23 protein-coding genes are annotated in these 23,690 nt (G+C 54.1%); 3 read left to right on the top strand and 20 right to left on the bottom strand.

The window, feature by feature from the left end:
• Positions 1–103: 103 nt before the first annotated feature.
• Both KGP22_RS22300 and KGP22_RS22295 read left to right on the top strand, forming a co-directional pair.
• Entirely contained in the window at positions 104–850 is a 747-nt protein-coding gene (locus KGP22_RS22300; protein WP_143345692.1) for a phosphopantetheinyl transferase, read from the top strand.
• A 36-nt stretch (positions 851–886) separates the two neighbouring features.
• Positions 887–1,453: an NADPH-dependent FMN reductase gene (locus KGP22_RS22295; RefSeq protein WP_014833835.1), complete on the top strand. Its 567-nt coding sequence runs from the start codon at positions 887–889 to the stop codon at positions 1,451–1,453.
• A 92-nt stretch (positions 1,454–1,545) separates the two neighbouring features.
• On the opposite strand, the gene adeP is transcribed toward KGP22_RS22295, so the two are convergent.
• A complete protein-coding gene (gene adeP, locus KGP22_RS22290) occupies positions 1,546–2,883 on the bottom strand; it encodes an adenine permease AdeP (RefSeq protein WP_146749030.1) in 1,338 nt (445 codons plus the stop codon).
• 165 nt (positions 2,884–3,048) lie between these two features.
• On the opposite strand from adeP, the gene yieH reads away from it, so the two are divergent.
• On the top strand, positions 3,049–3,714 hold the full coding sequence (yieH, locus tag KGP22_RS22285) for a 6-phosphogluconate phosphatase (RefSeq protein ID WP_111964236.1): 666 nt from the start codon (positions 3,049–3,051) through the stop codon (positions 3,712–3,714).
• A gap of 31 nt (positions 3,715–3,745) precedes the next feature.
• Here the strand turns inward: yieH and KGP22_RS22280 are convergent, their stop codons facing one another.
• The 19 genes from KGP22_RS22280 to mnmG all read right to left on the bottom strand — a co-directional run bounded on the left by KGP22_RS22280 (position 3,746) and on the right by mnmG (position 23,655).
• Positions 3,746–4,894, bottom strand: a complete 1,149-nt coding sequence (locus KGP22_RS22280; protein ID WP_111964358.1) for an esterase — start codon at positions 4,892–4,894, stop codon at positions 3,746–3,748.
• Positions 4,895–5,055: 161 nt separating this feature from the next.
• On the bottom strand, positions 5,056–5,781 hold the full coding sequence (gene phoU, locus KGP22_RS22275; RefSeq protein ID WP_008500182.1) for a phosphate signaling complex protein PhoU: 726 nt from the start codon (positions 5,779–5,781) through the stop codon (positions 5,056–5,058).
• Between the two features lie 26 nt (positions 5,782–5,807).
• Positions 5,808–6,581, bottom strand: a complete 774-nt coding sequence (gene pstB, locus KGP22_RS22270; protein WP_008500183.1) for a phosphate ABC transporter ATP-binding protein PstB — start codon at positions 6,579–6,581, stop codon at positions 5,808–5,810.
• Between the two features lie 47 nt (positions 6,582–6,628).
• A complete protein-coding gene (pstA, locus tag KGP22_RS22265) occupies positions 6,629–7,519 on the bottom strand; it encodes a phosphate ABC transporter permease PstA (protein ID WP_111964235.1) in 891 nt (296 codons plus the stop codon).
• Entirely contained in the window at positions 7,519–8,478 is a 960-nt protein-coding gene (pstC, locus tag KGP22_RS22260) for a phosphate ABC transporter permease PstC (protein ID WP_023309793.1), read from the bottom strand. Before pstC ends, pstA begins: the two co-directional genes overlap by 1 nt.
• Positions 8,479–8,606: 128 nt before the next feature.
• Positions 8,607–9,647: a phosphate ABC transporter substrate-binding protein PstS gene (gene pstS / locus KGP22_RS22255; RefSeq protein WP_008500186.1), complete on the bottom strand. Its 1,041-nt coding sequence runs from the start codon at positions 9,645–9,647 to the stop codon at positions 8,607–8,609.
• A gap of 321 nt (positions 9,648–9,968) precedes the next feature.
• Entirely contained in the window at positions 9,969–11,798 is a 1,830-nt protein-coding gene (glmS, locus tag KGP22_RS22250) for a glutamine--fructose-6-phosphate transaminase (isomerizing) (RefSeq protein ID WP_149367371.1), read from the bottom strand.
• A 226-nt stretch (positions 11,799–12,024) separates the two neighbouring features.
• A complete protein-coding gene (glmU, locus tag KGP22_RS22245; protein ID WP_115876777.1) occupies positions 12,025–13,395 on the bottom strand; it encodes a bifunctional UDP-N-acetylglucosamine diphosphorylase/glucosamine-1-phosphate N-acetyltransferase GlmU in 1,371 nt (456 codons plus the stop codon).
• A gap of 138 nt (positions 13,396–13,533) precedes the next feature.
• A complete protein-coding gene (locus KGP22_RS22240; RefSeq protein WP_003862360.1) occupies positions 13,534–13,953 on the bottom strand; it encodes a F0F1 ATP synthase subunit epsilon in 420 nt (139 codons plus the stop codon).
• Positions 13,954–13,973: 20 nt separating this feature from the next.
• Positions 13,974–15,356 (bottom strand): F0F1 ATP synthase subunit beta, encoded by a 1,383-nt coding sequence (gene atpD / locus KGP22_RS22235; protein WP_003862362.1) that lies wholly within the window; start codon positions 15,354–15,356, stop codon positions 13,974–13,976.
• Positions 15,357–15,387: 31 nt separating this feature from the next.
• Complete coding sequence (atpG, locus tag KGP22_RS22230; protein WP_024907886.1) at positions 15,388–16,251, bottom strand: F0F1 ATP synthase subunit gamma; 864 nt, start codon at positions 16,249–16,251, stop codon at positions 15,388–15,390.
• Between the two features lie 51 nt (positions 16,252–16,302).
• Positions 16,303–17,844 (bottom strand): F0F1 ATP synthase subunit alpha, encoded by a 1,542-nt coding sequence (gene atpA, locus KGP22_RS22225; protein WP_006808751.1) that lies wholly within the window; start codon positions 17,842–17,844, stop codon positions 16,303–16,305.
• Between the two features lie 12 nt (positions 17,845–17,856).
• The gene (gene atpH, locus KGP22_RS22220; protein ID WP_023309790.1) at positions 17,857–18,390 is read right to left on the bottom strand and encodes a F0F1 ATP synthase subunit delta; all 534 of its coding nucleotides are present in this window, start codon (positions 18,388–18,390) and stop codon (positions 17,857–17,859) included.
• Between the two features lie 14 nt (positions 18,391–18,404).
• A complete protein-coding gene (gene atpF / locus KGP22_RS22215) occupies positions 18,405–18,875 on the bottom strand; it encodes a F0F1 ATP synthase subunit B (RefSeq protein WP_014072436.1) in 471 nt (156 codons plus the stop codon).
• A gap of 48 nt (positions 18,876–18,923) precedes the next feature.
• Positions 18,924–19,163 (bottom strand): F0F1 ATP synthase subunit C, encoded by a 240-nt coding sequence (atpE, locus tag KGP22_RS22210; RefSeq protein ID WP_000429386.1) that lies wholly within the window; start codon positions 19,161–19,163, stop codon positions 18,924–18,926.
• Positions 19,164–19,212: 49 nt separating this feature from the next.
• Positions 19,213–20,028: a F0F1 ATP synthase subunit A gene (atpB, locus tag KGP22_RS22205; protein ID WP_008500193.1), complete on the bottom strand. Its 816-nt coding sequence runs from the start codon at positions 20,026–20,028 to the stop codon at positions 19,213–19,215.
• A gap of 8 nt (positions 20,029–20,036) precedes the next feature.
• A complete protein-coding gene (gene atpI, locus KGP22_RS22200) occupies positions 20,037–20,417 on the bottom strand; it encodes a F0F1 ATP synthase subunit I (protein WP_008500194.1) in 381 nt (126 codons plus the stop codon).
• A 617-nt stretch (positions 20,418–21,034) separates the two neighbouring features.
• Complete coding sequence (rsmG, locus tag KGP22_RS22195; protein WP_115876778.1) at positions 21,035–21,658, bottom strand: 16S rRNA (guanine(527)-N(7))-methyltransferase RsmG; 624 nt, start codon at positions 21,656–21,658, stop codon at positions 21,035–21,037.
• Between the two features lie 107 nt (positions 21,659–21,765).
• Positions 21,766–23,655 carry a tRNA uridine-5-carboxymethylaminomethyl(34) synthesis enzyme MnmG gene (gene mnmG / locus KGP22_RS22190; RefSeq protein WP_115876779.1) on the bottom strand — a complete coding sequence of 630 codons (1,890 nt, stop codon included), beginning with the start codon at positions 23,653–23,655 and terminating at the stop codon, positions 21,766–21,768.
• Between the last annotated feature and the right edge of the window lie 35 nt (positions 23,656–23,690).

Genomic DNA, 23,690 nt, shown 5'->3' with positions numbered 1-23,690 from the left:
CCAAGGCTTCTCTTACTCCCATTTACTGATTAAAACAGGAGTCAAGTTAAGCGATAATCATGTAACCGTTTAACCGATTACGACCATTATCAAGGAGCGAAAAATGGCTACGCACTTTGCAAGAGGGATACTTACGGAAGGACGTCTCGTATCGGCAAGAATTTCTTCAGCCTGTCACCGTGAAGCACTCGATCTCCCGGAACACCGGAGGACGCGGTTTTTAGCGTCCAGAGCACTTCTCGCAGAACTGCTGTTTATGCTGTACGGCACCAGCGAGCTGCCGGACATCATTACCCAACCCGAAGGCCGCCCGGTCTTTGTCGACCCGGATCTCCCTCGTTTTTCGATTGCCTACGCGGGCAATATCATTGGCGTCGCGCTGACCACCGAAGGGGATTGTGGGCTCGATATGGAACTTCAGCGCGCAACGCGCAGCTTCCATGGCGGTAACGCACATGAAGACTATCCGCTCTCCAGCAATGAGAAGCTGTGGGTACGCAACCAGAACGATCCTGTCGAAGCCCGAGCCCAGCTCATTACCCTGCGCCAGAGCATTCGTAAGCTCTGCGGATGCGCCTCAGACGACGCCAGCCTGCTGCAGCTGTTGCCTGGCTCCGGACGTCTGCGTGCCGCCCAGGCCACGCTGGTGGAGGCACTCAGTGACGCAGAGGATGTGCTCATTTGGTCCATTGCGGTTACCCCTGCCATCGAACGCATGAAAATCTGGGAATTTGACAGTCAACAGGGATGGCGTAGCCTTCCTGATGTGCCCGAGCGCGCCAACGAGCCCGCCGCACGCCTGATGCGTTTAACCAGTTTACCGACAGAAAAAGCATTCACCCTTAGCTGATCCAATCAGGGTCATCATGATGAAACAGGAGTAATCATGTCTGATACGTTGAAAGTAGTTACGTTACTGGGAAGCCTGCGCAAAGGTTCATTTAACGGGATGGTTGCCCGCACGCTGCCACAGCTGGCACCGGCAGGTATGGAAATTAGCGCCCTGCCGTCTATTGGCGATATTCCGCTGTATGATGCGGACGTCCAGCAGGAAGAAGGGTTCCCGCAGAGCGTCGAGGCGCTGGCAGAGCAGATCCGCCAGGCTGACGGCGTGGTCATCGTCACGCCGGAATATAACTACTCGGTTCCGGGTGGCCTGAAGAATGCCATCGACTGGCTGTCCCGTTTACCTGAACAGCCTCTGTCAGGCAAACCGGTGCTGATCCAGACCAGCTCAATGGGCGCGATTGGCGGCGCTCGCTGCCAGTATCATCTGCGTCAGATCCTGGTATTCCTGGATGCGATGGTGATGAACAAGCCGGAATTTATGGGCGGTGTGATTCAGAACAAAGTCGACCCGCAAACGGGTGAAGTGGTGGATCAGAGCACGCGCGACCATCTCTCTGGCCAGCTGACGGCGTTCGGGGATTATATTAAGCGGGTGAAGGCGTAAGATCATCGCGGCCTGATACCCTCACCCTGGCCCTCTCCCACGGGGAGAGGGAACAAACACTAAAGCCCTTTTCGAAGAAAAGGGCTTGCTGTTTATTTGGCGTCGATGAACACAATCTTCAGCACAAACAGCAGCGCCACAATGATGACGCAAGGGCTGAGATCGCGGAAGCGGCCGGTACCGATCTTCATTACGCAGTAAGAGATAAAGCCCAGCGCGATACCTTCGGTAATCGAGAAGCTGAACGGCATCATCACGGCGGTAATAAACGCCGGCACCGCTTCGGTTAAATCATCCCACTTCACGCGAGACAGGCTGGAGGTCATCAGCACACCCACATAGATCAGCGCGCCGGCCGCCGCGTACGGAGGCACCATGCCCGCCAGTGGCGAGAGGAAGATCACCAGCAGGAACAGAATACCCACCACAACCGCCGTCAGGCCGGTACGGCCGCCCACGGACACGCCGGAAGAGGATTCAATGTAAGCGGTAACAGACGAGGTCCCGATAAATGAGCCGGTCACTGAGGAGATACTGTCCACAAACAGCGCCTGCTTCATGCGCGGGAATTTGCCTTTCTCATCTGCCAGACCCGCTTTGTCGGTCACGCCGATCAGCGTACCGGAGGAGTCGAACAGGTTCACCAGCATGAAGGAGAAAATCACGCCCGCCAGGCCCAGGTTCAGGGAACCCGCCAGATCAACATGACCAATAACGGTAGAAACGCTCGGTGGCGCGGAAACGATGCCGTTATAGTGAACGTCGCCCAGCATCCAGCCCAGCAGCGTGGTCACCACGATGGATACCAGCACTGCCGCGTGAATATTGCGGGAAGCGAGGATCGCGATGATAAAGAAGCCCAGCACGCCCAGCAGCACATTATGCGAGGTCAGGTGACCGATGCTCACCAGCGTATCCGGGTTCGCCACGATAACGCCGGCGTTTTTCAGCCCCATCATACCGATGAACAGACCGATACCGCTGGTAATGCCCACGCGCAGGCTCACGGGAATGTTTGCAATCATCCAGTAACGTACGCGGAAAATGGTCAGCAGCAGCAGGCCAACCGCGCCCCAGAAGATTGCGCCCATGCCCACCTGCCAAGGCAGACCCATCGCCTGAACAACCACGAACGCGAAGAACGCATTCAGGCCCATCGCCGGTGCCAATGCAACTGGCAGGTTAGCGAATACACCCATCAGAATGCTGCCAAGGGCGGCGATCAGGCAGGTGGTTACAAAGACGGCGCTGGTATCCATGCCAGCAACGCCCAGAATTTGTGGGTTCACAAAAACGATATAGACCATCGTCAGGAAGGTGGTGAAACCAGCGATCACTTCGGTGCGTGCCGTTGTGCCGTGCTCGCGCAGTTTAAAAACGCGCTCAAGCAGACCCTGACCAGATGTCTGGGTAGTGTGTTGTTGACTCATCATCAATTTCCGAACAAGGAGGGAAAATTCGTCGCTATCCTATACCAAAATGCGACAATAGTGGCAGTTACGTGATACTTTTTTCATTGATTTTGCTTATACGGCAACGATTGCGTCCCGGTGAACTGCCGTACGTAAACGTTAAACTTGTTAAAAGGGAAAGGCATGTCCGGAATTGAAGCGGTATTTTTCGACTGCGACGGTACGCTGGTCGACAGTGAGGTCATTTGTTCCCGCGCGTATGTCACCATGTTCCAGGAATTTGGCATTACTCTGGAACTCGAAGAGGTGTTTAAACGCTTTAAGGGCGTGAAGCTCTACGAGATCATCGACATCATTAACGAAGAACACGGCGTCGTTCTTGAGAAGGCGGCTCTGGAACCGGTGTACCGCGCCGAGGTTGCACGCCTGTTCGATTCGGAGCTGGAGGTGATTCCGGGCGCAAACGCGCTGCTGGATGCCATGACGGTGCCGATCTGCGTGGTCTCCAACGGTCCGGTCAGCAAAATGCAGCACTCGCTGGGCAAGCTTGAGATGCTGCACCACTTCCCGGAAAAACTGTTCAGCGGCTACGATATCCAGCGCTGGAAGCCGGACCCGGCGCTGATGTTCCATGCGGCAAAAGCGATGAACGTTAACGTAGAGAACTGCATTCTGGTGGATGACTCGTCTGCGGGGGCGCAGTCGGGGATTGATGCGGGAATGGAGGTGTTTTACTTCTGCGCCGATCCGCACAACAAGCCGATCGATCATCCAAAAGTCACGACCTTCACCGATCTGGCGCAGTTGCCTGAATTGTGGAAGACGCGCGGGTGGGATATTACGCGCTAAGCCGCCCCTCCCTTCAGGGAGGGCGACAGGTTTATCTGAAGAGCTTTTGAACAAACTCTGCATAGGCCGGACGCCAGACGTCCATTTCGTGATTCAGACCAGGGTACATTTTATAGTCGAATTTGATGCCCTGTTTTTCCAGCTCCGCTTTCAGACCGGCGATATCTTTGCCGGTCACCGAATCGCGCTCTCCCACAACGACGGTGAAGTTATGCAGCTGCCGATTAATGGCCTCAGGCTGCTTAAAGCGTGCGGCCACGCCTTCGTCAGGCACGGTTGTCGTGGTAACGCCGCTGAACGTTCCCAGCCAGCCGAAGCTCTCCAGATGATTCATCCCGGAGACCAGCGCCTGATAACCGCCCTGTGACAACCCCGCCAGCGCCCGGCCGTCAGCATCTTTACGCACGTTGAAGCGTGTATCCACCAGAGGAATAATTTCGCTCATCAGTTCACGGTCTGCGGCTTTCGCATTAAGCGGGTAGAAAGACTTCCGTCGTTCTGCCGGTGGGAAGTTCTCGGGGATGGCCTCAGCGCTCTCCGTCTCGGTGTCGGGTACCACCACCAGCATCGGTTTGATTTTCCCCTCGGCCATCAGGTTATCCATGATTTGAGGCAGACGGCCCTGGTCGATGGCCGAGAGCCCGGTATCCCCAAAACCATGGTAGAAGTAGAGAACCGGTAAGGGTTCCCCTGTGCCGTTGTAGCCAGGGGGAGTCCATACATAGACGCGGCGCTCTGACTTGAGCGACGGCGAGTGCCAGGTCAGGGTGGTGAGATCGCCATGCGGTACGGCGCGATCGTCGAGAATACTGCCCGGAACCAGAATCAGGCTGGTGTTCACCTGCCGCTGAGGTTTTTGATAGCGGCTTCCCGTGTCGACTGAACGGAAACCATCGATGTCGAAATAATATTCGTAGAGATTCGGGGCCATCGGCTCGCTTTTCCATGACCAGACGCCATTTTTCTCTTTCGTCATATCATGGGAAACCTGGCTTTCAGGCATTGACCCCGTCACCACGGAGACTCGCGTTGCGCCGGGTGCAAACAGGCGAAACGTAATGCTTTTATCCGCATTAACCTGGGTCACATAGTGGCTGACCGGGGTAGTCTGGTCAGGTGTGACCGGCAACGGTGCGGCAATAACGTCTGTTCCAGTACCGATCCCGATGCTGATGGCCATCGCCAGGCACGCTAATGAATTTTTCATATCCCATCCTTTGCTGTTTTTTTCGTCTCACGTTAGCGCGTTTCGAACGTCAGGCAACGGATGAAGGGGAAAATTGTGATTACACTAGAAATAACAACGCCGGTGAGTACCGGCGTTGTTATCAGATGACAGGATTACTCTTTCGGATCTTTACCCGCCAGCAGCTTGTCCAGCTCGTCGCCGCCCACGTGACGGAAGTCCTGACCTTTCACGAAGTAGAAAATGTATTCGCAAATGTTCTGGCAGCGGTCGCCGATACGCTCGATGGAGCGCGCGCAGAACAGGGCGGTCAGTACGCTTGGGATCGTACGGGAATCTTCCATCATGTAGGTCATCAGCTGACGCACGATGCCTTCATACTCCTGATCGACCTTTTTGTCTTCACGGTAGATACGCACCGCTTCGTCAAGATCCATTCGCGCAAAGGCATCCAGTACGTCGTGAAGCATCTGCACGGTGTGGCGGCCCAGCGACTCCAGGCTCACCAGCAGCGGCTGGTGCTGCTGAGAGAACTTCTCCAGCGCGGTGCGGCAGATTTTATCCGCAACGTCGCCAATACGTTCCAGCTCGGCGATGGTTTTGATAATGGCCATCACCAGACGCAGGTCGCTCGCCGTCGGCTGACGTTTCGCGATAATGCGCACGCAGGCCTCGTCGATAGCGACTTCCATCATGTTGACGTTTTTGTCGCCTTCAATGACGCGTTTCGCCAGCTCGCTGTCCTGGTTGTGCATCGCCGTAATCGCATCAGAAAGCTGCTGCTCGACCATACCGCCCATGGTCATCACCTGGGTGCGAATGCTTTCCAGCTCTGCGTTGAACTGGCCGGAAATGTGTTTATTAAGATTGAGGTTGTCCATGGTTTCTCCACATGCACTAAGGCAAATCAACCGTAGCGGCCAGTAATATAATCTTCGGTTTGTTTCTTCGCGGGCTTAGTGAAGAGATCGTCCGTGTTGCTGAACTCAATCAATTCACCCAGGTACATAAACGCCGTGTGATCGGAGCAACGTGCAGCCTGCTGCATGTTATGGGTCACGATAACCACGGTGTAATCCTGCTTCAGCTCGGTGATCAGTTCTTCAATACGACCGGTTGAGATCGGGTCCAGCGCTGAACACGGCTCATCCAGCAGCAACACTTCCGGGCGAATCGCAATACCGCGCGCAATGCACAGACGCTGCTGCTGACCACCGGAGAGAGAGTAACCGCTCTGGTGCAACTTATCTTTGGTTTCGTTCCATAATGCGGCCTTGGTCAAAGCCCACTGCACGCGCTCGTCCATATCGGCGCGGGAGAGCTTTTCAAACAGGCGAACGCCAAAGGCGATGTTGTCATAAATGGACATCGGGAACGGCGTGGGTTTCTGGAACACCATTCCCACTTTGGCGCGCAGCAGGGCGATATCCTGAGCCTGGGTCAGAATATTTTCGCCATCGAGGATGATTTCCCCTTCAGCGCGCTGCTCCGGATAGAGCGAATACATTTTGTTAAAGGTACGCAGCAGCGTGGATTTCCCACAGCCGGACGGACCGATAAATGCCGTGACCTGGTTCTTAGCGATATCCAGGTTGATGTTCTTCAGGGCATGGAATTTGCCGTAGTAGAAGTTCAAATCACGAACCTGAATCTTACCTGGGGCAGTATCAACCATACTCATTGACTCATTTCCTCATTCGGCGCCGCGAGCTGCCGCGCCGTAAAAAATTAACCGTGTTTCTTCTTCGCGAAAATGACGCGCGCCAGAATGTTCAGCAACAGTACGCAAAGGGTAATGATCAGCACCCCGGCCCAGGCCAGCTGCTGCCATTCCGCGAATGGGCTCATCGCAAATTTAAAGATCGTCACCGGCAGGTTGGCGATCGGCTGCATCATGTCCGTGCTCCAGAACTGGTTGGAGAGGGACGTAAACAGCAGCGGCGCAGTTTCACCCGCGATACGCGCAACCGCCAGCAGGATACCGGTCATGATCCCAGATACGGACGCCTTCAGCGTAATCGCAGAGATCATCTTCCATTTCGGCGTACCCAGTGCATAAGCCGCTTCACGCAGGCTGTCCGGCACCAGTTTCAGCATGTTCTCGGTGGTTCGAATCACAATCGGCACCTGCAGCAGCGCCAGGGCAATCACACCCGCCCAGCCGGAGAAGTGTTCCATCTGCGCTACAACAACGGTGTAAACGAACAGACCCACCACGATAGACGGGGCTGACAGCAAAATATCGTTAATGAAGCGAATCACTTCCGCCAGCCAGGATTTACGACCGTATTCTGCCAGGTAAATGCCCGCCATGATGCCCAGCGGCGTGCCGAAGACCGTCGCCCAGAGGATCAGCAACCCGCTGCCGGCCAGCGCATTCGCCAGGCCACCGCCCGCCGTGTTCGGCGGCGGCGTCATTTCGGTGAACAGCGAGAGTGACATTCCGTCAATCCCACGAACGATTGTCGAGAAGAGGATCCAGACCAGCCAGAACAGGCCGAATGCCATCGTCGCCATTGAGAGCGTCAGGGCAATGCGGTTTTTCATGCGGCGTCTGGCCTGCATCTTGCGGCGGGATTCCGCCAGTTCAGCGGTAGCTTGCATTTCGAGAGTAGCCATTAGCGTGCTCCCTCATTTTTAGCGAGGCGCATAATCATCAGCTTGGAAATCGCCAGAACGATGAAGGTAATAACGAACAGAATCAGACCCAGCTCCATCAGCGCCGCCACGTGCAGCCCGGATTCCGCTTCCGCAAATTCATTCGCCAGCGCCGAGGTAATACTGTTACCCGGCATGTAGAGCGACGCGCTGTCGAGCTGGTAGGTGTTACCGATGATAAAGGTGACCGCCATGGTTTCACCCAGCGCACGACCTAAGCCCAGCATCACGCCCCCGATCACCCCATTTTTGGTGAACGGAAGGACAATGCGCCAGATTACTTCCCAGGTGGTGCAGCCGATGCCGTAGGCCGACTCTTTCATCATCACCGGCGTTTGTTCGAAGACATCGCGCATGACCGCCGCAATGTACGGAATAATCATAATGGCGAGGATCACACCTGCCGCCAGAATGCCGATACCGAAAGCCGGGCCAGAGAACAGGGCCCCCACAAACGGAATGGCAGAGAGGACATTACCCACCGGTTCCTGGAAATATGTAGCGAACAGCGGGGCAAAGATGAACAGGCCCCACATGCCGTAGACGATACTCGGAATAGCCGCCAGCAGTTCGATGGCAATACCCAGCGGACGACGCAGCCAGCCTGGCGCCAGCTCCGTCAGGAACAGGGCAATACCAAAGCTTACCGGAACCGCAATCAGCAAGGCGATGAACGAGGTTACCAGCGTGCCGTAAATCGGCACCAGAGCACCGTAGATGTCGTTCGGCGCGTCCCACTCTTTGGTCCACAGGAAGGAGAAACCGAATTTCTGGATGCTCGGCCATGAGGAGAAAATCAGAGACACGATAATGCCGCCCAGCAGCAATAGCACAATCAGCGCAGCCAGTTTGACCAGCGCGCTGAAAATCATGTCACCTTTTTTACCCGGAGGGTTAAATGCAGGCTTGGTTGCAGCCATAAATTACTCTTCTGTTTGAGACGTTTTTACGAATATGCCCGGTGGCGCTGACGCTTACCGGGCCTACAGCTTAAACCGTAGGGCGGGTAAGCGCAGCGCCACCCGCCATCTTCGTTAAATATATCCTGTTAGTACAGCGCTTTACCGCTGCTGTCTTTCACGTTGGTTTTCCATGCAGCACGAATCTGCTCAACCACGTTGTCCGGCAGGGTGGCGTAATCCAGAGCGTTAGCCTGTTTGCCGCCGTTTTTGTATGCCCAGTCGAAGAACTTCAGCACTTCAGCGCCCTGCTCAGGTTTCTTCTGCTCTTTGTGCACCAGGATGAAGGTGGTAGAGGTGATTGGCCATGCACCTTCGCCCTTCTGGTTAGTCAGATCCTGAGCGAAGGATTTGCTCCAGTCAGCGCCTTTGGCAGCGTTAGCAAAGTTCTCTTCGGTCGGGCTAACCGGTTTGCCGTCTGCAGACACCAGTTTGGTGTAGGACAGGTTATTCTGCTTCGCGTACGCATACTCTACGTAGCCGATGGAGCCAGGCAGACGTTGTACGAACGCGGCGATACCGTCGTTACCTTTACCGCCCAGACCGGTAGGCCAGTTAACGGTTGAGCCGGAGCCGACTTTAGATTTCCACTCTTCGTTCACTTTCGCCAGGTAGCTGGTAAACACGAAAGACGTACCGGAACCATCCGCGCGGCGAACCACGGCGATGTTCTGAGAAGGCAGCTTCAGGCCTGGGTTGAGCTTAGCGATCGCTTCGTCATCCCATTTTTTGATTTTGCCCAGGTAGATGTCACCCAGCGTTTTGCCGTCCAGCACCAGCTCGCCCGACTTCACGCCCGGCAGGTTGATCGCCAGGACCACGCCACCGATCACGGTAGGGAACTGGAACAGGCCTTCCTGAGCCAGCTTATCATCAGACAGCGGAGCGTCAGACGCGCCGAAATCAACCGTGTTCGCGGTAATTTGTTTCACGCCACCGGAGGAGCCGATACCCTGATAGTTAACCTTGTTACCGGTTTCTTTCTGGTAGGTATCCGCCCATTTGGCATACACCGGCGCAGGGAAGGTTGCACCAGCGCCAGTCAGGCTTGCTTCTGCAAATACAGAGAACGCGCTCAGAGATAAGGTCGCGGCGACAACAGTTGCGACAGTGGTACGCATAACTTTCATAATGTCTCCTGCAAGATTTTCGTAAATCGTTGTTTAGTGGCTACGATGAGCAAAATAGGACAAACAGGTGACAGATAAATGTACGAATTATGACAGTTTTATGACAATGAAAATTTCACTTAAAATACCGCACAATAAAGCTTAATTTTCATCGTGTTAGCCACTTTTATGACAATACGTTTTCAGAAATATTTTCTTTATGTGACACTGAAAAAAGTAGCTGAAGATGACAAATTGTCATTATTAAAAACGAGACAGGATTGATTAAAAACAAACCGGGCGGGATAAAAAAGCTCCACCCGAGGGTGGAGCCTGAAGGGATTATTCTACGGTAACTGATTTCGCCAGGTTACGCGGCTGGTCAACGTCGGTGCCTTTGATCAGCGCCACATGGTAAGCCAGCAGCTGCAGCGGAACGGTATAGAAGATCGGTGCAATCACCTCTTCCACATGCGGCATCTCGATGATGTGCATGTTGTCGCTGCTGACAAAACCGGCATCTTTGTCGGCGAAGACGTACAGAACACCGCCACGGGCACGCACTTCTTCGATGTTAGACTTCAGTTTTTCCAGCAGTTCGTTGTTTGGTGCCACAACTATGACCGGCATATCCGCGTCAATCAGCGCCAGAGGGCCGTGTTTCAGCTCGCCTGCCGCATAGGCTTCCGCGTGGATGTAGGAGATCTCTTTCAGCTTCAGTGCGCCTTCAAGCGCAATCGGATACTGATCGCCACGACCCAGGAACAGGGCGTGATGTTTGTCAGAGAAATCTTCCGCCAGCGCTTCGATGCGTTTGTCCTGAGACAGCATCTGCTCAATACGGCTTGGCAGCGCCTGCAGACCATGAACGATGTCATGCTCAACGGACGCATCTTCGCCTTTCAGGCGCGCAAGCTTCGCCACCAGCATCAGCAGAACGGTCAGCTGCGTGGTAAACGCTTTGGTTGAAGCCACGCCGATTTCGGTGCCCGCTTTAGTCATCAGCGCCAGATCGGATTCACGCACCAGCGAGGAGCCCGGGACGTTACAGATGGCCAGAGAGCCCAGGTAGCCCAGCTCTTTAGACAGACGCAGCGCTGCGAGCGTATCCGCCGTTTCGCCGGACTGGGAAAGGGTGATCATCAGGCTGTTACGACGCACCGCAGATTTGCGATAGCGGAATTCAGACGCGATTTCCACATCGCACGGCACGCCCGCCAGGGATTCAAACCAGTAGCGAGAAACCATACCGGAGTTATAGGAGGTGCCGCAGGCCACGATCTGAATATGCTCGACCTTGCTGAGCAGTTCGTTCGCGTTTGCGCCCAGCTCGCTCAGATCCACTTCACCGTGGCTAATGCGCCCGGTCAGGGTGTTTTTGATGGCGTTTGGCTGCTCGTAAATCTCTTTCTGCATATAGTGACGGTAAGCGCCTTTGTCGCCCGCGTCGTACTGCAGATTCGATTCGATCTCCTGACGCTTCACCTGCTCGCCTTTAGTATCGAAGACGGTCACGCTGCGACGGGTCACTTCCGCGATATCACCCTCTTCGAGGAAGATAAAGCGACGGGTAACCGGCAGCAGCGCCAGCTGGTCAGAGGCGATAAAGTTTTCACCCATGCCCAGACCGATAACCATCGGGCTACCGGAACGCGCGGCCAGAAGCGTTGACGGATCGCGGGAATCCATGATCACCGTACCATACGCACCGCGCAGCTGAGGGATAGCACGGAGCACCGCATCACGCAGTGTACCGCCCTGCTCCAGCTCCCAGTGCACCAGGTGAGCAATCACTTCGGTGTCAGTTTCAGAGACGAAGGTGTAGCCGCGCGCTTTCAGTTCTTCGCGCAGCGGTTCGTGGTTTTCGATAATGCCGTTGTGCACCACCACGATGTGTTCAGACACATGCGGGTGCGCGTTACCTTCAGACGGTTCGCCGTGCGTCGCCCAGCGGGTGTGCGCAATACCGGTTCCCCCGTGCAGCGGATGTTCTTCCGCGGCCTGGGCCAGCATCTGCACTTTACCGAGACGACGCAGACGGGTCATATGACCTTCTGCATCGACGACAGCCAGACCGGCAGAGTCGTAACCACGATATTCCAGACGACGTAAACCTTCGAGAAGGATTTCAGCAATATCACGCTGCGCAACTGCGCCAACAATTCCACACATAATTTTAGATTCCGAATTTAGGCATTATGCCTGCGTTGTCGCTGACCTGTATTTGCCCTTTCCGGGCGCCCCGAGCCTTGTAGAGAGTGGGGTTATTTTTATGGGTACTGCTTGTGGGGGGAGGATTATATTATCCCCTCACCCCGGCCCTCTCCCCAAAGGGGCGAGGGAGAAAAACACCGCACCGAACGATCCCCTCTCTCCTTTGGGGAGAGGGGTAAATCCGTTACTTTTTCTTCACCGGACGTTTCCAGCCCTGTTTGCTGACCTGCGGAACGCGGCTTAACACCAGCTCGTTCTCGGCCACATCACGCGTTACGGTTGTTCCGGCTGCAATGGTCACCCCGTTACCCACGGTAACAGGCGCCACCAGCTGCGTATCGGAGCCCACGAACACATCATCACCGATGATGGTTTTAAACTTATTCGCGCCGTCATAGTTACAGGTTATGGTCCCTGCACCAATATTCACGTTATTGCCAATTTCCGCGTCGCCCAGATAGGTCAGATGACCGGCTTTCGAGCCTTTACCCAGACGCGCTTTTTTCATTTCCACGAAGTTACCCACGTGAGCGCCTTCCAGTAGCTCTGCGCCCGGGCGCAGACGCGCAAACGGGCCGATGGTACAGGCCACGTCCAGACGGGCATCTTCCACCACGCTGTACGGGCTGATTTCGCAGTCGTCACCAATAATGCTGTTTTTAATCACGCAGCCGGCACCGATTTTGACGCGGTTGCCCAGCGTCACGTTACCCTCGAGGATAACGTTAGTATCAATTTCAACGTCACGACCGTGAGATAACGAACCACGCAGATCGAAACGCGCCGGATCGCGCAGCATCACACCTGCCAGAAGCAGTTTTTCAGCCTGCTCGGACTGATAAACACGCTCCAGACGGGAAAGCTGAAGGCGGTTATTCACCCCTTCGGTTTCGCTAATACGCGCCGGATGAACCGCCGCAATCTCACGTCCTTCCTGATACGCCATCGCAATGATGTCGGTGATGTAGAATTCACCCTGCGCGTTGTTGTTGTCGAGTCTGGACAGCCAGCGCTTCATATCCGCGCCATTGGCAATCAGGATACCGGTGTTGATCTCCTGAATCTGGCGCTGTTCATCGCTGGCATCTTTGTGCTCAACAATACCCGTGACGTTACCGTTCTCACGGGTGATACGGCCATAACCGGTTGGATCGTCCAGCACGACGGTTAATAAACCGATGCCGCCCTGCGGTTTGGCTTCACGCAGGCGAGTCAGGGTTTCAACGGAGATCAGCGGGACATCGCCGTAGAGCATCAAAATGTCTTCGTCATCCGCAAAGAACGGTGCTGCCTGCTGCATCGCATGACCTGTGCCCAGCTGTTCAGCCTGAAGCACCCAGTTGAGCTTGTCGTCGCTCAGCGTCTTTTTAAGAAGATCGCCGCCGTGGCCGTAGACCAGGTGGACCTGATTGGCACCCAGTTCATTCGCTGCATCAATGACATGCTGCACCATTGGCTTTCCAGCAAGCGTGTGAAGCACTTTAGGCAGATCGGAATACATGCGGGTCCCTTTGCCAGCGGCAAGGATCACCACGCTCATCGCACTGTTTGACATACGCATCCTGACGGTAGTTTGAGTGTGAAGTAAAAACGTTTGATGCTTAAAATTCTACATCTTTTTCATCATGAATTAAGGCCGAAAAAAAAAGCCAGCCTGGTATCCAGACTGGCTTTTGTGCTTTTCAAGCCGGTGTTACATCGCTTTTTTGGTCAACTCGATAACGCGCAGTTTCGCGATCGCTTTGGCCAGCTCCGCAGACGCCTGAGCGTAATCCACGTCACCATGAGAGCTGTTAATGTGCTCTTCAGCCTTACGCTTCGACTCCAGGGCTCGCGCTTCGTCGAGATCCTGGCCACGAATAGCGGTATCGGCCAGAACGGTCACACTGCCAGGCTGCACTTCAAGAATGCCGCCGGACAGATAGATAAACTCTTCGTGACCGAACTGTTTAACGATGCGGATCATACCAGGCTTAATGGCGGTGAGCAGCGGTGCGTGACCCGGGAAAATACCCAGTTCACCTTCACTACCCGTTACCTGGATTTTCTCGACCAGACCAGAGAACATTTGTTGCTCTGCGCTGACGACGTCCAGGTGGTAAGTCATTGCCATATCACCCTCCGATTAAGGCGTTAAAGTTTTTTGGCTTTTTCCACAGCTTCTTCGATGGAACCAACCATGTAGAACGCCTGCTCTGGCAGGTGATCGTATTCGCCTTCCATGATGCCTTTAAAGCCACGGATGGTGTCTTTCAGGGAAACGTATTTACCCGGAGAACCGGTGAATACTTCCGCAACGAAGAACGGCTGGGACAGGAAGCGCTGGATCTTACGCGCACGTGCTACCACCAGTTTGTCTTCTTCAGACAGTTCATCCATACCCAGGATGGCGATGATGTCTTTCAGTTCCTGGTAACGCTGCAGAAGAGACTGTACGCCACGCGCGGTGTCGTAGTGCTCCTGACCAACAACCAGTGGATCCAGCTGACGGCTGGTGGAGTCCAGCGGGTCAACGGCCGGGTAGATACCCAGAGACGCGATCTGACGGCTCAGTACCACGGTTGCATCTAAGTGCGCAAAGGTGGTTGCTGGAGATGGGTCAGTCAAGTCATCCGCAGGTACGTATACCGCCTGAACGGAGGTGATAGAACCAGTTTTGGTAGAGGTGATACGTTCCTGAAGAACACCCATCTCTTCCGCCAGCGTAGGCTGGTAGCCTACCGCTGAAGGCATACGACCCAGCAGTGCAGATACTTCCGTACCGGCCAGGGTGTAACGATAGATGTTATCAACGAACAGCAGAACGTCACGGCCTTCGTCACGGAACTTCTCAGCCATTGTCAGGCCGGTCAGCGCAACGCGCAGACGGTTTCCAGGTGGCTCGTTCATCTGGCCGTAAACCAGGGATACTTTGTCCAGAACGTTGGAGTCGGTCATTTCGTGGTAGAAGTCGTTACCCTCACGAGTACGTTCACCTACACCCGCAAACACAGAGTAACCGGAGTGCTCGATCGCGATGTTACGGATCAGCTCCATCATGTTTACGGTTTTACCTACACCCGCACCACCGAACAGACCGACTTTACCGCCCTTCGCGAACGGACACATCAGGTCGATAACTTTGATACCGGTTTCCAGCAGTTCCTGAGAGCTGGACAGCTCTTCGTAGGAAGGTGCCGCGCGGTGGATAGCCCAACGCTCTTCTTCACCGATGTCGCCTTTCATGTCGATTGGCTGACCCAATACGTTCATGATACGACCCAGTGTTGCTTTACCTACCGGGACTTCGATCGGGTGCTCAAGGTCTTTTACTTCCAGACCACGACGCAGACCGTCGGAAGAACCCATCGCGATGGTACGCACGATACCGCCGCCGAGCTGCTGCTGAACTTCCAGCACCAGGCTCTCGTTACCATTCTGTACCTCAAGCGCGTCGTACACGCGTGGTACGGCGTCCTGAGGGAACTCGACGTCCACCACGGCGCCGATTACCTGGACAATCTTTCCAGTAGCCATCTTGAATCCTCTACGTAATTCGTAAACCTGGTTAAACCGCGGCGGCCCCCGAGACGATCTCGGTGAGTTCCTGAGTAATGCTGGCCTGACGAGCTTTGTTGTAAACCAACTGCAGCTCTTTAATCAGGCTGCCGCCATTATCGGTCGCGGCTTTCATCGCCACCATTCGTGCGGCCTGCTCGCTGGCCAGGTTTTCTACAACGCCCTGATAAACCTGAGATTCAACGTAACGACGCAGCAGGGTATCCAGCAGCGGTTTCGGATCGGGTTCATACAGGTAATCCCAGGTTTTTTGCTTCAGCTCGCCATCTTCTGATGCCGGTAACGGCAGCATCTGAGTGAGCGTTGGAACCTGAGACATGGTGTTAATGAATTTGTTGCTGACAACGTACAGTCTGTCCAGACGGCCTTCATCATAAGCCTGCAACATCACTTTAACCGGGCCGATCAGTTCGGACAGGGACGGGTTATCACCCATACCGGTCACCTGAGCGACAATGTTGCCACCAACGGAGTTAAAGAAAGAGACGCCTTTAGAGCCGATCATTGCGATATCGCACTGAACGCCTTTTTCAGACCATGCTTTCATATCCGCCAGCAGTTTTTTGAACAGGTTAATGTTCAAGCCGCCACACAGACCACGGTCGGTCGACACCACCAGGTAGCCCACGCGCTTAACGTCGCGTTCTTCCAGGTAAGGGTGCTTATATTCCAGATTACCGTTTGCAAGGTGACCAATCACTTTGCGCATGGTTTCTGCATAAGGACGGCTGGCCGCCATGCGATCCTGCGATTTACGCATTTTGGAAGCGGCGACCATCTCCATCGCTTTAGTGATCTTTTGCGTGTTCTGGACGCTTGCGATCTTACTACGTATCTCTTTTGCGCCGGCCATGAGCTTCTCCTCAATGCCAGGCGGCTTGTCCTGAGACAAGCCGCCGGACGATTACCAGGATTGGGTTGCTTTGAAGGAATCGAGGATAGCTTTCAGCTTGCCTTCGATTTCGTCGTTATAGCCACCGGTCTGGTTGATCTCTTGCATCAGCGGAGCGTGATCACGGTCGACGTAAGCCAGCAGAGCGGCTTCGAAGCTACCGATTTTCGCCAGTTCCACATCTTCGAGGTAACCGCGTTCAGCCGCGAACAGTACCAGGCCCTGCTGAGCAACAGACATTGGTGCGTACTGTTTTTGCTTCAGCAGCTCGGTCACTTTCTGACCGTGGCTCAGCTGTTTACGGGTTGCTTCGTCCAGATCGGATGCGAACTGAGAGAACGCAGCCAGTTCACGATACTGTGCCAGCGCGGTACGGATACCACCGGACAGTTTCTTGATGATCTTGGTCTGAGCAGCACCACCCACACGGGATACGGAGATACCCGGGTTAACTGCCGGACGAATACCTGAGTTAAACAGGTTGGTTTCCAGGAAGATCTGACCATCGGTAATAGAGATTACGTTGGTCGGAACGAACGCAGAAACGTCACCCGCCTGGGTTTCAATGATCGGCAGAGCGGTCAGAGAGCCCGTTTTACCCTTCACTTCACCTTTGGTGAAGTTCTCGACGTATTCCGCGTTAACGCGGGAAGCACGCTCCAGCAGACGAGAGTGGAGGTAGAATACGTCGCCAGGGAACGCTTCACGTCCAGGTGGACGACGGAGCAGCAGGGAAACCTGACGATAAGCAACAGCCTGTTTAGACAGGTCATCGTATACGATCAGAGCATCTTCACCGCGGTCACGGAAGTATTCGCCCATTGCGCAACCGGCGTATGGCGCCAGGTATTGCAGTGCAGCAGATTCAGACGCGGTCGCTACCACAACGATGGTGTTAGACAGTGCGCCATGCTCTTCCAGTTTACGAACCACGTTAGAAATGGTGGACGCTTTCTGGCCGATGGCCACGTACACGCATTTGATGCCGGAGTCACGCTGGTTGATGATGGCGTCGATAGCCATCGCGGTTTTACCGGTCTGACGGTCACCGATGATCAGTTCACGCTGACCACGACCGATTGGGATCATGGCATCAACGGACTTATAACCTGTCTGAACAGGCTGATCTACGGACTGACGGTCGATAACGCCTGGTGCGATAACTTCGATTGGAGAGAAGCCATCGTGCTCAACCGGACCTTTACCGTCGATTGGCGCACCCAGGGTGTTAACAACGCGACCCAGCAGGCCACGGCCAACCGGTACTTCCAGAATACGGCCAGTACACTTAACCTTCATGCCTTCGGCGAGGTCAGCGTATGGACCCATCACAACTGCACCTACGGAGTCGCGCTCCAGGTTCAGTGCGATAGCGTAACGGTTACCCGGCAGGGAAATCATCTCACCCTGCATACAATCGGCCAAGCCGTGGATACGGATAACACCGTCACTTACAGAAACAATAGTACCTTCGTTGTGAGCTTCACTCACAACACTGAACTGAGCAATGCGCTGCTTGATCAGTTCGCTGATTTCGGTGGAATTCAGTTGCATGCTCCAGTCCCCTTAAGACTGCAAGACGTCTGCAAGGCGTTCAAGACGGCCGCGTACGCTGCCATCAATGACCATATCACCCGAACGGATGATTACGCCTGCCATTACAGACTTATCGATTTTGCAATTCAGCTTAACTTTGCGTGACAGACGTTTTTCCATCGCGGCGGTGATTTTCGCAAGCTGTTCATTACTCAGTTCAGTCGCAGAAGTCACTTCGACTTCAGCGGTTGCTTCACTAAGGGCACGTAAGTGCTCAAACTGCTCGAGAACATCCGGGAGCACACGGAGACGACCATTTTCTGCCATCACCTTAATCAGGTTCTGGCCGTTGGCATCCAGTTGCTCTCCGCACACGGCGATAAACGACGCGGCGAGAGTTTCAGGTGCTAACGCACCGGAAAGCAACTCAGCCATTTGTTCGTTTTTCGTCACCTCAGCGGCAAACGCCAGCATATCCTGCCAGCGATCGACATTTTGGTGTTCGACAGCAAAGTCAAAAGCTGCTTTGGCGTAGGGGCGAGCTACCGTAACAAATTCAGACATCAGCCCCTCCCTCCTTACAGTTCAGCGACAAGTTTGTCCACGATGTCGCTGTTAGCAGCTTCATCCACGGAACGTTCGATGATCTTCTCGGCGCCAGCAACAGCCAGAATCGCAACCTGCTTACGCAGTTCTTCACGAGCACGTTTACGCTCAGCATCAATTTCTGCCTGAGCCTGTGTCACGATCTTAGTACGTTCCTGTTCTGCTTCAGCTTTGGCTTCGTCCAGGATCTGCGAACGGCGTTTGTTAGCCTGTTCGATGATAACCTGAGCTTCCGCTTTCGCTTTTTTCAGCTGGTCTGTCGCGTTGGCCTGTGCAAGGTCCAAATCTTTCTTAGCGCGTTCTGCAGAAGCCAGACCGTCAGCAATTTCTTTCTGACGTTTTTCGATGGCAGCCATTAAAGGCGGCCATACATACTTCATGCAGAACCAGACAAAGAGAATAAACGCGATGGCCTGGCCGAGGATTGTTGCGTTCATGTTCACAGCACAATACCTCTTTAATATCTGTGGCTTAGGGTTTTAAAACTACTACTACGCGACAGCAAACATCACGTACAGACCCAGACCTACAGCGATCATTGGGATAGCATCCACCAGACCCATAACGATAAAGAACTGAGTACGCAGCAGAGGAATCAGATCAGGTTGACGCGCTGCGCCTTCCAGGAATTTGCCCCCGAGGATGCCGATACCGATCGCAGCACCGATAGCCGCCAGACCCATCATCACAGCGGCAGCCATGTACAGCAGATCCATATTCAGGTTTTCCATGACAGTCTCCAGTTTGTTTCAATTAAAACGTAGTAGTGTTGGTAAAAAATCAGTGCTCTTCAGACGCCATCGACAGATAGACGATCGTCAGAACCATGAAGATAAAGGCTTGCAGCGTAATGATCAGGATGTGGAAAATGGCCCACGGCACATTCAGAACCCACTGTGACCACCACGGCAGAAGACCCGCGATCAGAATGAAAATCAGCTCACCCGCATACATGTTGCCGAACAGTCGCAGACCCAGTGAAACAGGTTTGGACAGCAGGCTAACGCCTTCCAGGATCAGGTTGACCGGAATAAACGCCCAGTGGTTGAACGGCTGCAAGGTAAGCTCTTTCACAAAGCCGCTTACGCCTTTCATTTTGATGCTGTAGAAAAGAATCAGGATAAATACGCCCAACGCCATCGACAGGGTGATGTTCACGTCCGCAGACGGTACAACACGCAGCGCTGGCAGGCCGAAGATGTGCTCACCGATAAACGGCAGCAGATCGATTGGCAGCAGGTCCATCAGGTTCATCAGGAAGACCCAAACGAACACGGTCAGGGCCAGCGGAGCAATCAGCTTGCTCTTGCCATGGTACATGTCTTTGACGCTGCCATGGACGAAGCCGATGATCATTTCGATGAAGGTCTGGAATTTCCCTGGTACACCGCTGGTCGCTCGTTTAGCAACACCGCGGAACATGGCCAGGAACAGAAGACCCAAAACCACCGAGAAGAACATGGAGTCGATGTTGATCGTCCAGAAGGTGGCCGGGGGGTTATGTGGATCCACCAGCGAGAATGTACGCAGGTCCAACTGAAGGTTATTCAGATGGTGACCTATGTAATCCTGCGGCGTCATATTTTCTGAAGCCATGATGCCTTTTACCCTTTGTTATTGATTACAGCTGGAGCCAGAACTTGTACCACCAGCACCAAAACCCACGTTGCTATCAGCGGCATGAAGACCACTTTCAAAACCGCCAGCGCCATCACCAGTAGAGCAAAGGTCAGCAACACCTTACACACTTCGCCGAGAGCGAAGGACCAGGCCACGCGGCCTTTGGCGGGTGTATGCGCCTGATGACGCCAGGCAAAAATCATAAACAACACGTTTGGCAGCACAACCGCCAAACCCCCGCACACGGCGGAGATGCCCCAGAAGGGGTCTTTGAGGCTAAACAGCAGTCCACTTGCTATCACAGCCAGAAACTGAATGAACAGAAGCTTACGAGCAACGTTTCTACTCAAGAGCGACACAGACATCACGTTTTTACTCCTGCTCCCTTCGAGGTATGTCGCGTGTCGTATAAAACGTCCTTTAAGGCTCAGAGTCAAGCATCAAAAAGCGGTCAAATTATACGGTGCGCACCCGTGATTTCAAACATTAAGTAGCGAAAAGGTGAATAAATGTTTAAATATTTTTCCCCACCGCTATTTTTTAACTTTCGAGCAAAGCACCAACCTTCGACCAAAACTGCAAACAGCGCGAAAACGTTGTCGAGAAAGCGTGCACGAGATCACAAAACACACATTTGCGATAAGGTTGTATTTATCAAAGACGCAAATCGCAGAAATTTATATTTATGAAATTAAACGCAAAATATCGCAACTATTTTCAAAACAGCCCGGTACACAATAAAAACCTTTTATTGACATTCTTAATAAATAATTAACATTGCGTTCTGGTTACTGCTTTCCACTTTTAGCAGACTTATATTTTCACAGATGACTATCTTCAAGAGGAAGAATAGTCGCCAGGTTAACCAGAAGAAAAACCTTAGTAAAAACGAGGTTAAAAGCTCACCCAATAAATCCCCGGTAGTTGTGCTGTTTTTTAACATGCGAAGAACAGCACAAATTCCACATTTTTTATTAATTTTTTAAAAATTGTTTGGCTTAATTATCACCAGATGACGTTCGCCATCGAGCTGAGGAATGTTTAATTTCTCGATGGATTCAACAGCAAAACCGTCCGGAAGCTGTTCAATCTCATCGCCTGGCAACTGCCCTTTTAGCGCATAAAAGCGGCCATTCTCAGCAGGTAAGTGCTTGCACCAGCTCACCATATCATTGAGCGACGCAAATGCGCGGCTGATAACCCCGTCAAACGGCGGCTCTGCCGGGAACGCCTCTACCCTGCTCTGTACGGGCGTAATATTTTCAAGCTTCAGCTCATGCTGTACCTGACGTAAAAAGCGCACACGCTTGCCAAGACTGTCCAGAAGCGTGAAATGGCTCTCAGGGCGAACAATCGACAGCGGAATACCCGGCAGACCAGGGCCCGTCCCTACGTCGATAAAACGCTCACCTTTCAGATAAGGGGCAACCACGATGCTGTCGAGAATGTGGCGAACGAGCATCTCGTTGGGGTCGCGAACAGACGTCAGGTTGTACGCTTTATTCCATTTATTCAGCATATCGACATAGGCCACCAGCTGATTTTTCTGGTGATCGGTGAGCGAAATACCTGCCTGATCCAGCAGACGAGAGAGTTTGTTGAGCACGGTGAATACCTGTTGGAAAACTTAGGTGGCGGGTGGCGCTTGGCTTACCCGCCCTACGGGTTCAGTAGGCCCGGTAAGCGCTGCGCCACCGGGCAATATTCCGGGCCTTACGCGCTACGGCGCAGCATGCCCTGCTTTTTCAGCCACACCAGCAGAATGGAAATCGCTGCAGGCGTGACGCCGGAGATACGTGAGGCTTGGCCGATCGAGACCGGTTTGTGATCGTTCAGCTTGGCGATCACTTCGTTGGAAAGGCCAGTCACCTGGCGGTAGTCCAGCATTTCCGGCAGCAGCGTGTTTTCGTTACGCTGCTGTTTTTCGATCTCATCCTGCTGACGCGCGATGTAACCTTCGTACTTAACCTGGATCTCAACCTGCTCTGCCGCTTCAGCATCTTCAAGGCCCGGCGCGAACGCGGTCAGTTTGACCAGGTTCTCGTAGGTGACTTCAGGACGGCGCAACAAATCTTCACCGCTGGCCTCGCGCGACAGCGGCGCGGTTAAGTGAGCGTTTACTTCGGCAGCGGTTTCCGCCTGCGGGTTCACCCAGGTGGTTTTCAGGCGCTGACGTTCCTGTTCAATGCGCTCCAGCTTCTCGTTAAAGCGCGCCCAGCGTTCGTCATCGACCAGACCCAGCTCGCGGCCGATTTCGGTCAAACGCAGGTCGGCGTTATCTTCACGCAGCATCAGGCGATATTCCGCGCGAGAGGTAAACATACGGTACGGTTCTTTGGTACCCAGCGTGCAGAGATCGTCAACCAGCACGCCCAGATACGCCTGAGAACGGCCGGGTGCCCAGCCCTCTTTCTCAGCAGAGAAGCGCGCGGCGTTCAGACCGGCAAGCAGGCCCTGCGCAGCCGCTTCTTCGTAGCCGGTGGTGCCGTTAATCTGACCCGCAAAGAACAGACCGTGGATGAATTTGCTCTCCAGGGTTGGCTTCAGGTCACGCGGATCGAAGAAATCGTACTCAATAGCGTAGCCAGGGCGAACGATTTTTGCGTTCTCCATGCCCTGCATTGAGCGAACAATTTGCATCTGCACGTCAAACGGCAGGCTGGTGGAGATGCCGTTCGGGTAAATTTCGTTCGAGGTCAGCCCTTCCGGCTCCAGGAAGATCTGGTGCTGGTTGCGATCGGCGAAGCGCATCACTTTGTCCTCGATCGACGGGCAGTAGCGCGGACCGATCCCTTCGATCACGCCGGCGTACATCGGGCTGCGATCGAGGTTATTGCGGATCACGTCGTGGGTTTTCTCGTTGGTATGCGTGATATAGCACGGCACCTGCTGCGGATGCTGTGCTGCATTCCCCATGAACGAGAAGACCGGCATTGGGTTATCACCGTGCTGTTGCGCCAGCACGCTGAAATCAATGGTGCGCGCATCAATACGCGGCGGCGTACCGGTTTTCAGGCGGCTAACGCGCAGCGGCAGTTCGCGCAGACGGCGAGACAGTGGAATAGACGGCGGATCGCCAGCACGGCCGCCGCTGTAGTTATCCAGACCGATATGAATTTTACCGTCAAGGAATGTGCCCACGGTCAGCACCACGGCTTTGGCGCGGAATTTGAGGCCCATCTGGGTCACGGCACCCACGACGCGATCGTTCTCAACGATTAGATCTTCAACCGCCTGCTGGAAAATCATCAGGTTCGGCTGATTCTCCAGGGCGGTACGCACCGCCTGACGATAAAGTACGCGGTCTGCCTGAGCACGGGTCGCACGCACAGCGGGACCTTTACTCGCGTTTAGTATCCTAAACTGGATGCCGGCCCGATCGATCGCTTTCGCCATCAGGCCGCCAAGTGCATCCACTTCTTTTACCAGGTGTCCTTTCCCAATGCCGCCAATCGCCGGATTACAGGACATTTGTCCCAGCGTGTCGATATTGTGTGTCAAAAGCAGGGTCTGCTGACCCATTCGCGCTGCGGCCATTGCGGCCTCAGTGCCTGCGTGACCCCCGCCAATGATGATGACGTCAAAAGGATCCTGATAAAACATGGTGGTCTGCCTCGCGTAAAGCGGTATGAAAATGG

This window comes from Enterobacter sp. JBIWA005 (assembly GCF_019968805.1).
GTDB lineage: Bacteria > Pseudomonadota > Gammaproteobacteria > Enterobacterales > Enterobacteriaceae > Enterobacter > Enterobacter vonholyi.
This window is presented reverse-complemented; position numbering and strand designations above follow the sequence as displayed.

Excerpts from the sequence above, each read along its gene's own strand:
- pstA (WP_111964235.1), bottom strand. The coding sequence starts at position 7,519 with ATGGCTACTCTCGAAATGCAAGCTACCGCTGAACTGGCGGAATCCCGC.
- atpG (WP_024907886.1), bottom strand. The coding sequence starts at position 16,251 with ATGGCCGGCGCAAAAGAGATACGTAGTAAGATCGCAAGCGTCCAGAAC.
- atpB (WP_008500193.1), bottom strand. The coding sequence starts at position 20,028 with ATGGCTTCAGAAAATATGACGCCGCAGGATTACATAGGTCACCATCTG.
- adeP (WP_146749030.1), bottom strand. The coding sequence starts at position 2,883 with ATGAGTCAACAACACACTACCCAGACATCTGGTCAGGGTCTGCTTGAG.
- yieH (WP_111964236.1), top strand. The coding sequence starts at position 3,049 with ATGTCCGGAATTGAAGCGGTATTTTTCGACTGCGACGGTACGCTGGTC.
- atpH (WP_023309790.1), bottom strand. The coding sequence starts at position 18,390 with ATGTCTGAATTTGTTACGGTAGCTCGCCCCTACGCCAAAGCAGCTTTT.
- glmS (WP_149367371.1), bottom strand. The coding sequence starts at position 11,798 with ATGTGTGGAATTGTTGGCGCAGTTGCGCAGCGTGATATTGCTGAAATC.
- atpD (WP_003862362.1), bottom strand. The coding sequence starts at position 15,356 with ATGGCTACTGGAAAGATTGTCCAGGTAATCGGCGCCGTGGTGGACGTC.
- atpI (WP_008500194.1), bottom strand. The coding sequence starts at position 20,417 with ATGTCTGTGTCGCTCTTGAGTAGAAACGTTGCTCGTAAGCTTCTGTTC.
- KGP22_RS22240 (WP_003862360.1), bottom strand. The coding sequence starts at position 13,953 with ATGGCAATGACTTACCACCTGGACGTCGTCAGCGCAGAGCAACAAATG.
- pstS (WP_008500186.1), bottom strand. The coding sequence starts at position 9,647 with ATGAAAGTTATGCGTACCACTGTCGCAACTGTTGTCGCCGCGACCTTA.
- KGP22_RS22280 (WP_111964358.1), bottom strand. The coding sequence starts at position 4,894 with ATGGCCATCAGCATCGGGATCGGTACTGGAACAGACGTTATTGCCGCA.
- KGP22_RS22295 (WP_014833835.1), top strand. The coding sequence starts at position 887 with ATGTCTGATACGTTGAAAGTAGTTACGTTACTGGGAAGCCTGCGCAAA.
- mnmG (WP_115876779.1), bottom strand. The coding sequence starts at position 23,655 with ATGTTTTATCAGGATCCTTTTGACGTCATCATCATTGGCGGGGGTCAC.
- glmU (WP_115876777.1), bottom strand. The coding sequence starts at position 13,395 with ATGTCAAACAGTGCGATGAGCGTGGTGATCCTTGCCGCTGGCAAAGGG.
- pstB (WP_008500183.1), bottom strand. The coding sequence starts at position 6,581 with ATGAGTATGGTTGATACTGCCCCAGGTAAGATTCAGGTTCGTGATTTG.
- atpE (WP_000429386.1), bottom strand. The coding sequence starts at position 19,163 with ATGGAAAACCTGAATATGGATCTGCTGTACATGGCTGCCGCTGTGATG.
- phoU (WP_008500182.1), bottom strand. The coding sequence starts at position 5,781 with ATGGACAACCTCAATCTTAATAAACACATTTCCGGCCAGTTCAACGCA.
- atpA (WP_006808751.1), bottom strand. The coding sequence starts at position 17,844 with ATGCAACTGAATTCCACCGAAATCAGCGAACTGATCAAGCAGCGCATT.
- KGP22_RS22300 (WP_143345692.1), top strand. The coding sequence starts at position 104 with ATGGCTACGCACTTTGCAAGAGGGATACTTACGGAAGGACGTCTCGTA.
- pstC (WP_023309793.1), bottom strand. The coding sequence starts at position 8,478 with ATGGCTGCAACCAAGCCTGCATTTAACCCTCCGGGTAAAAAAGGTGAC.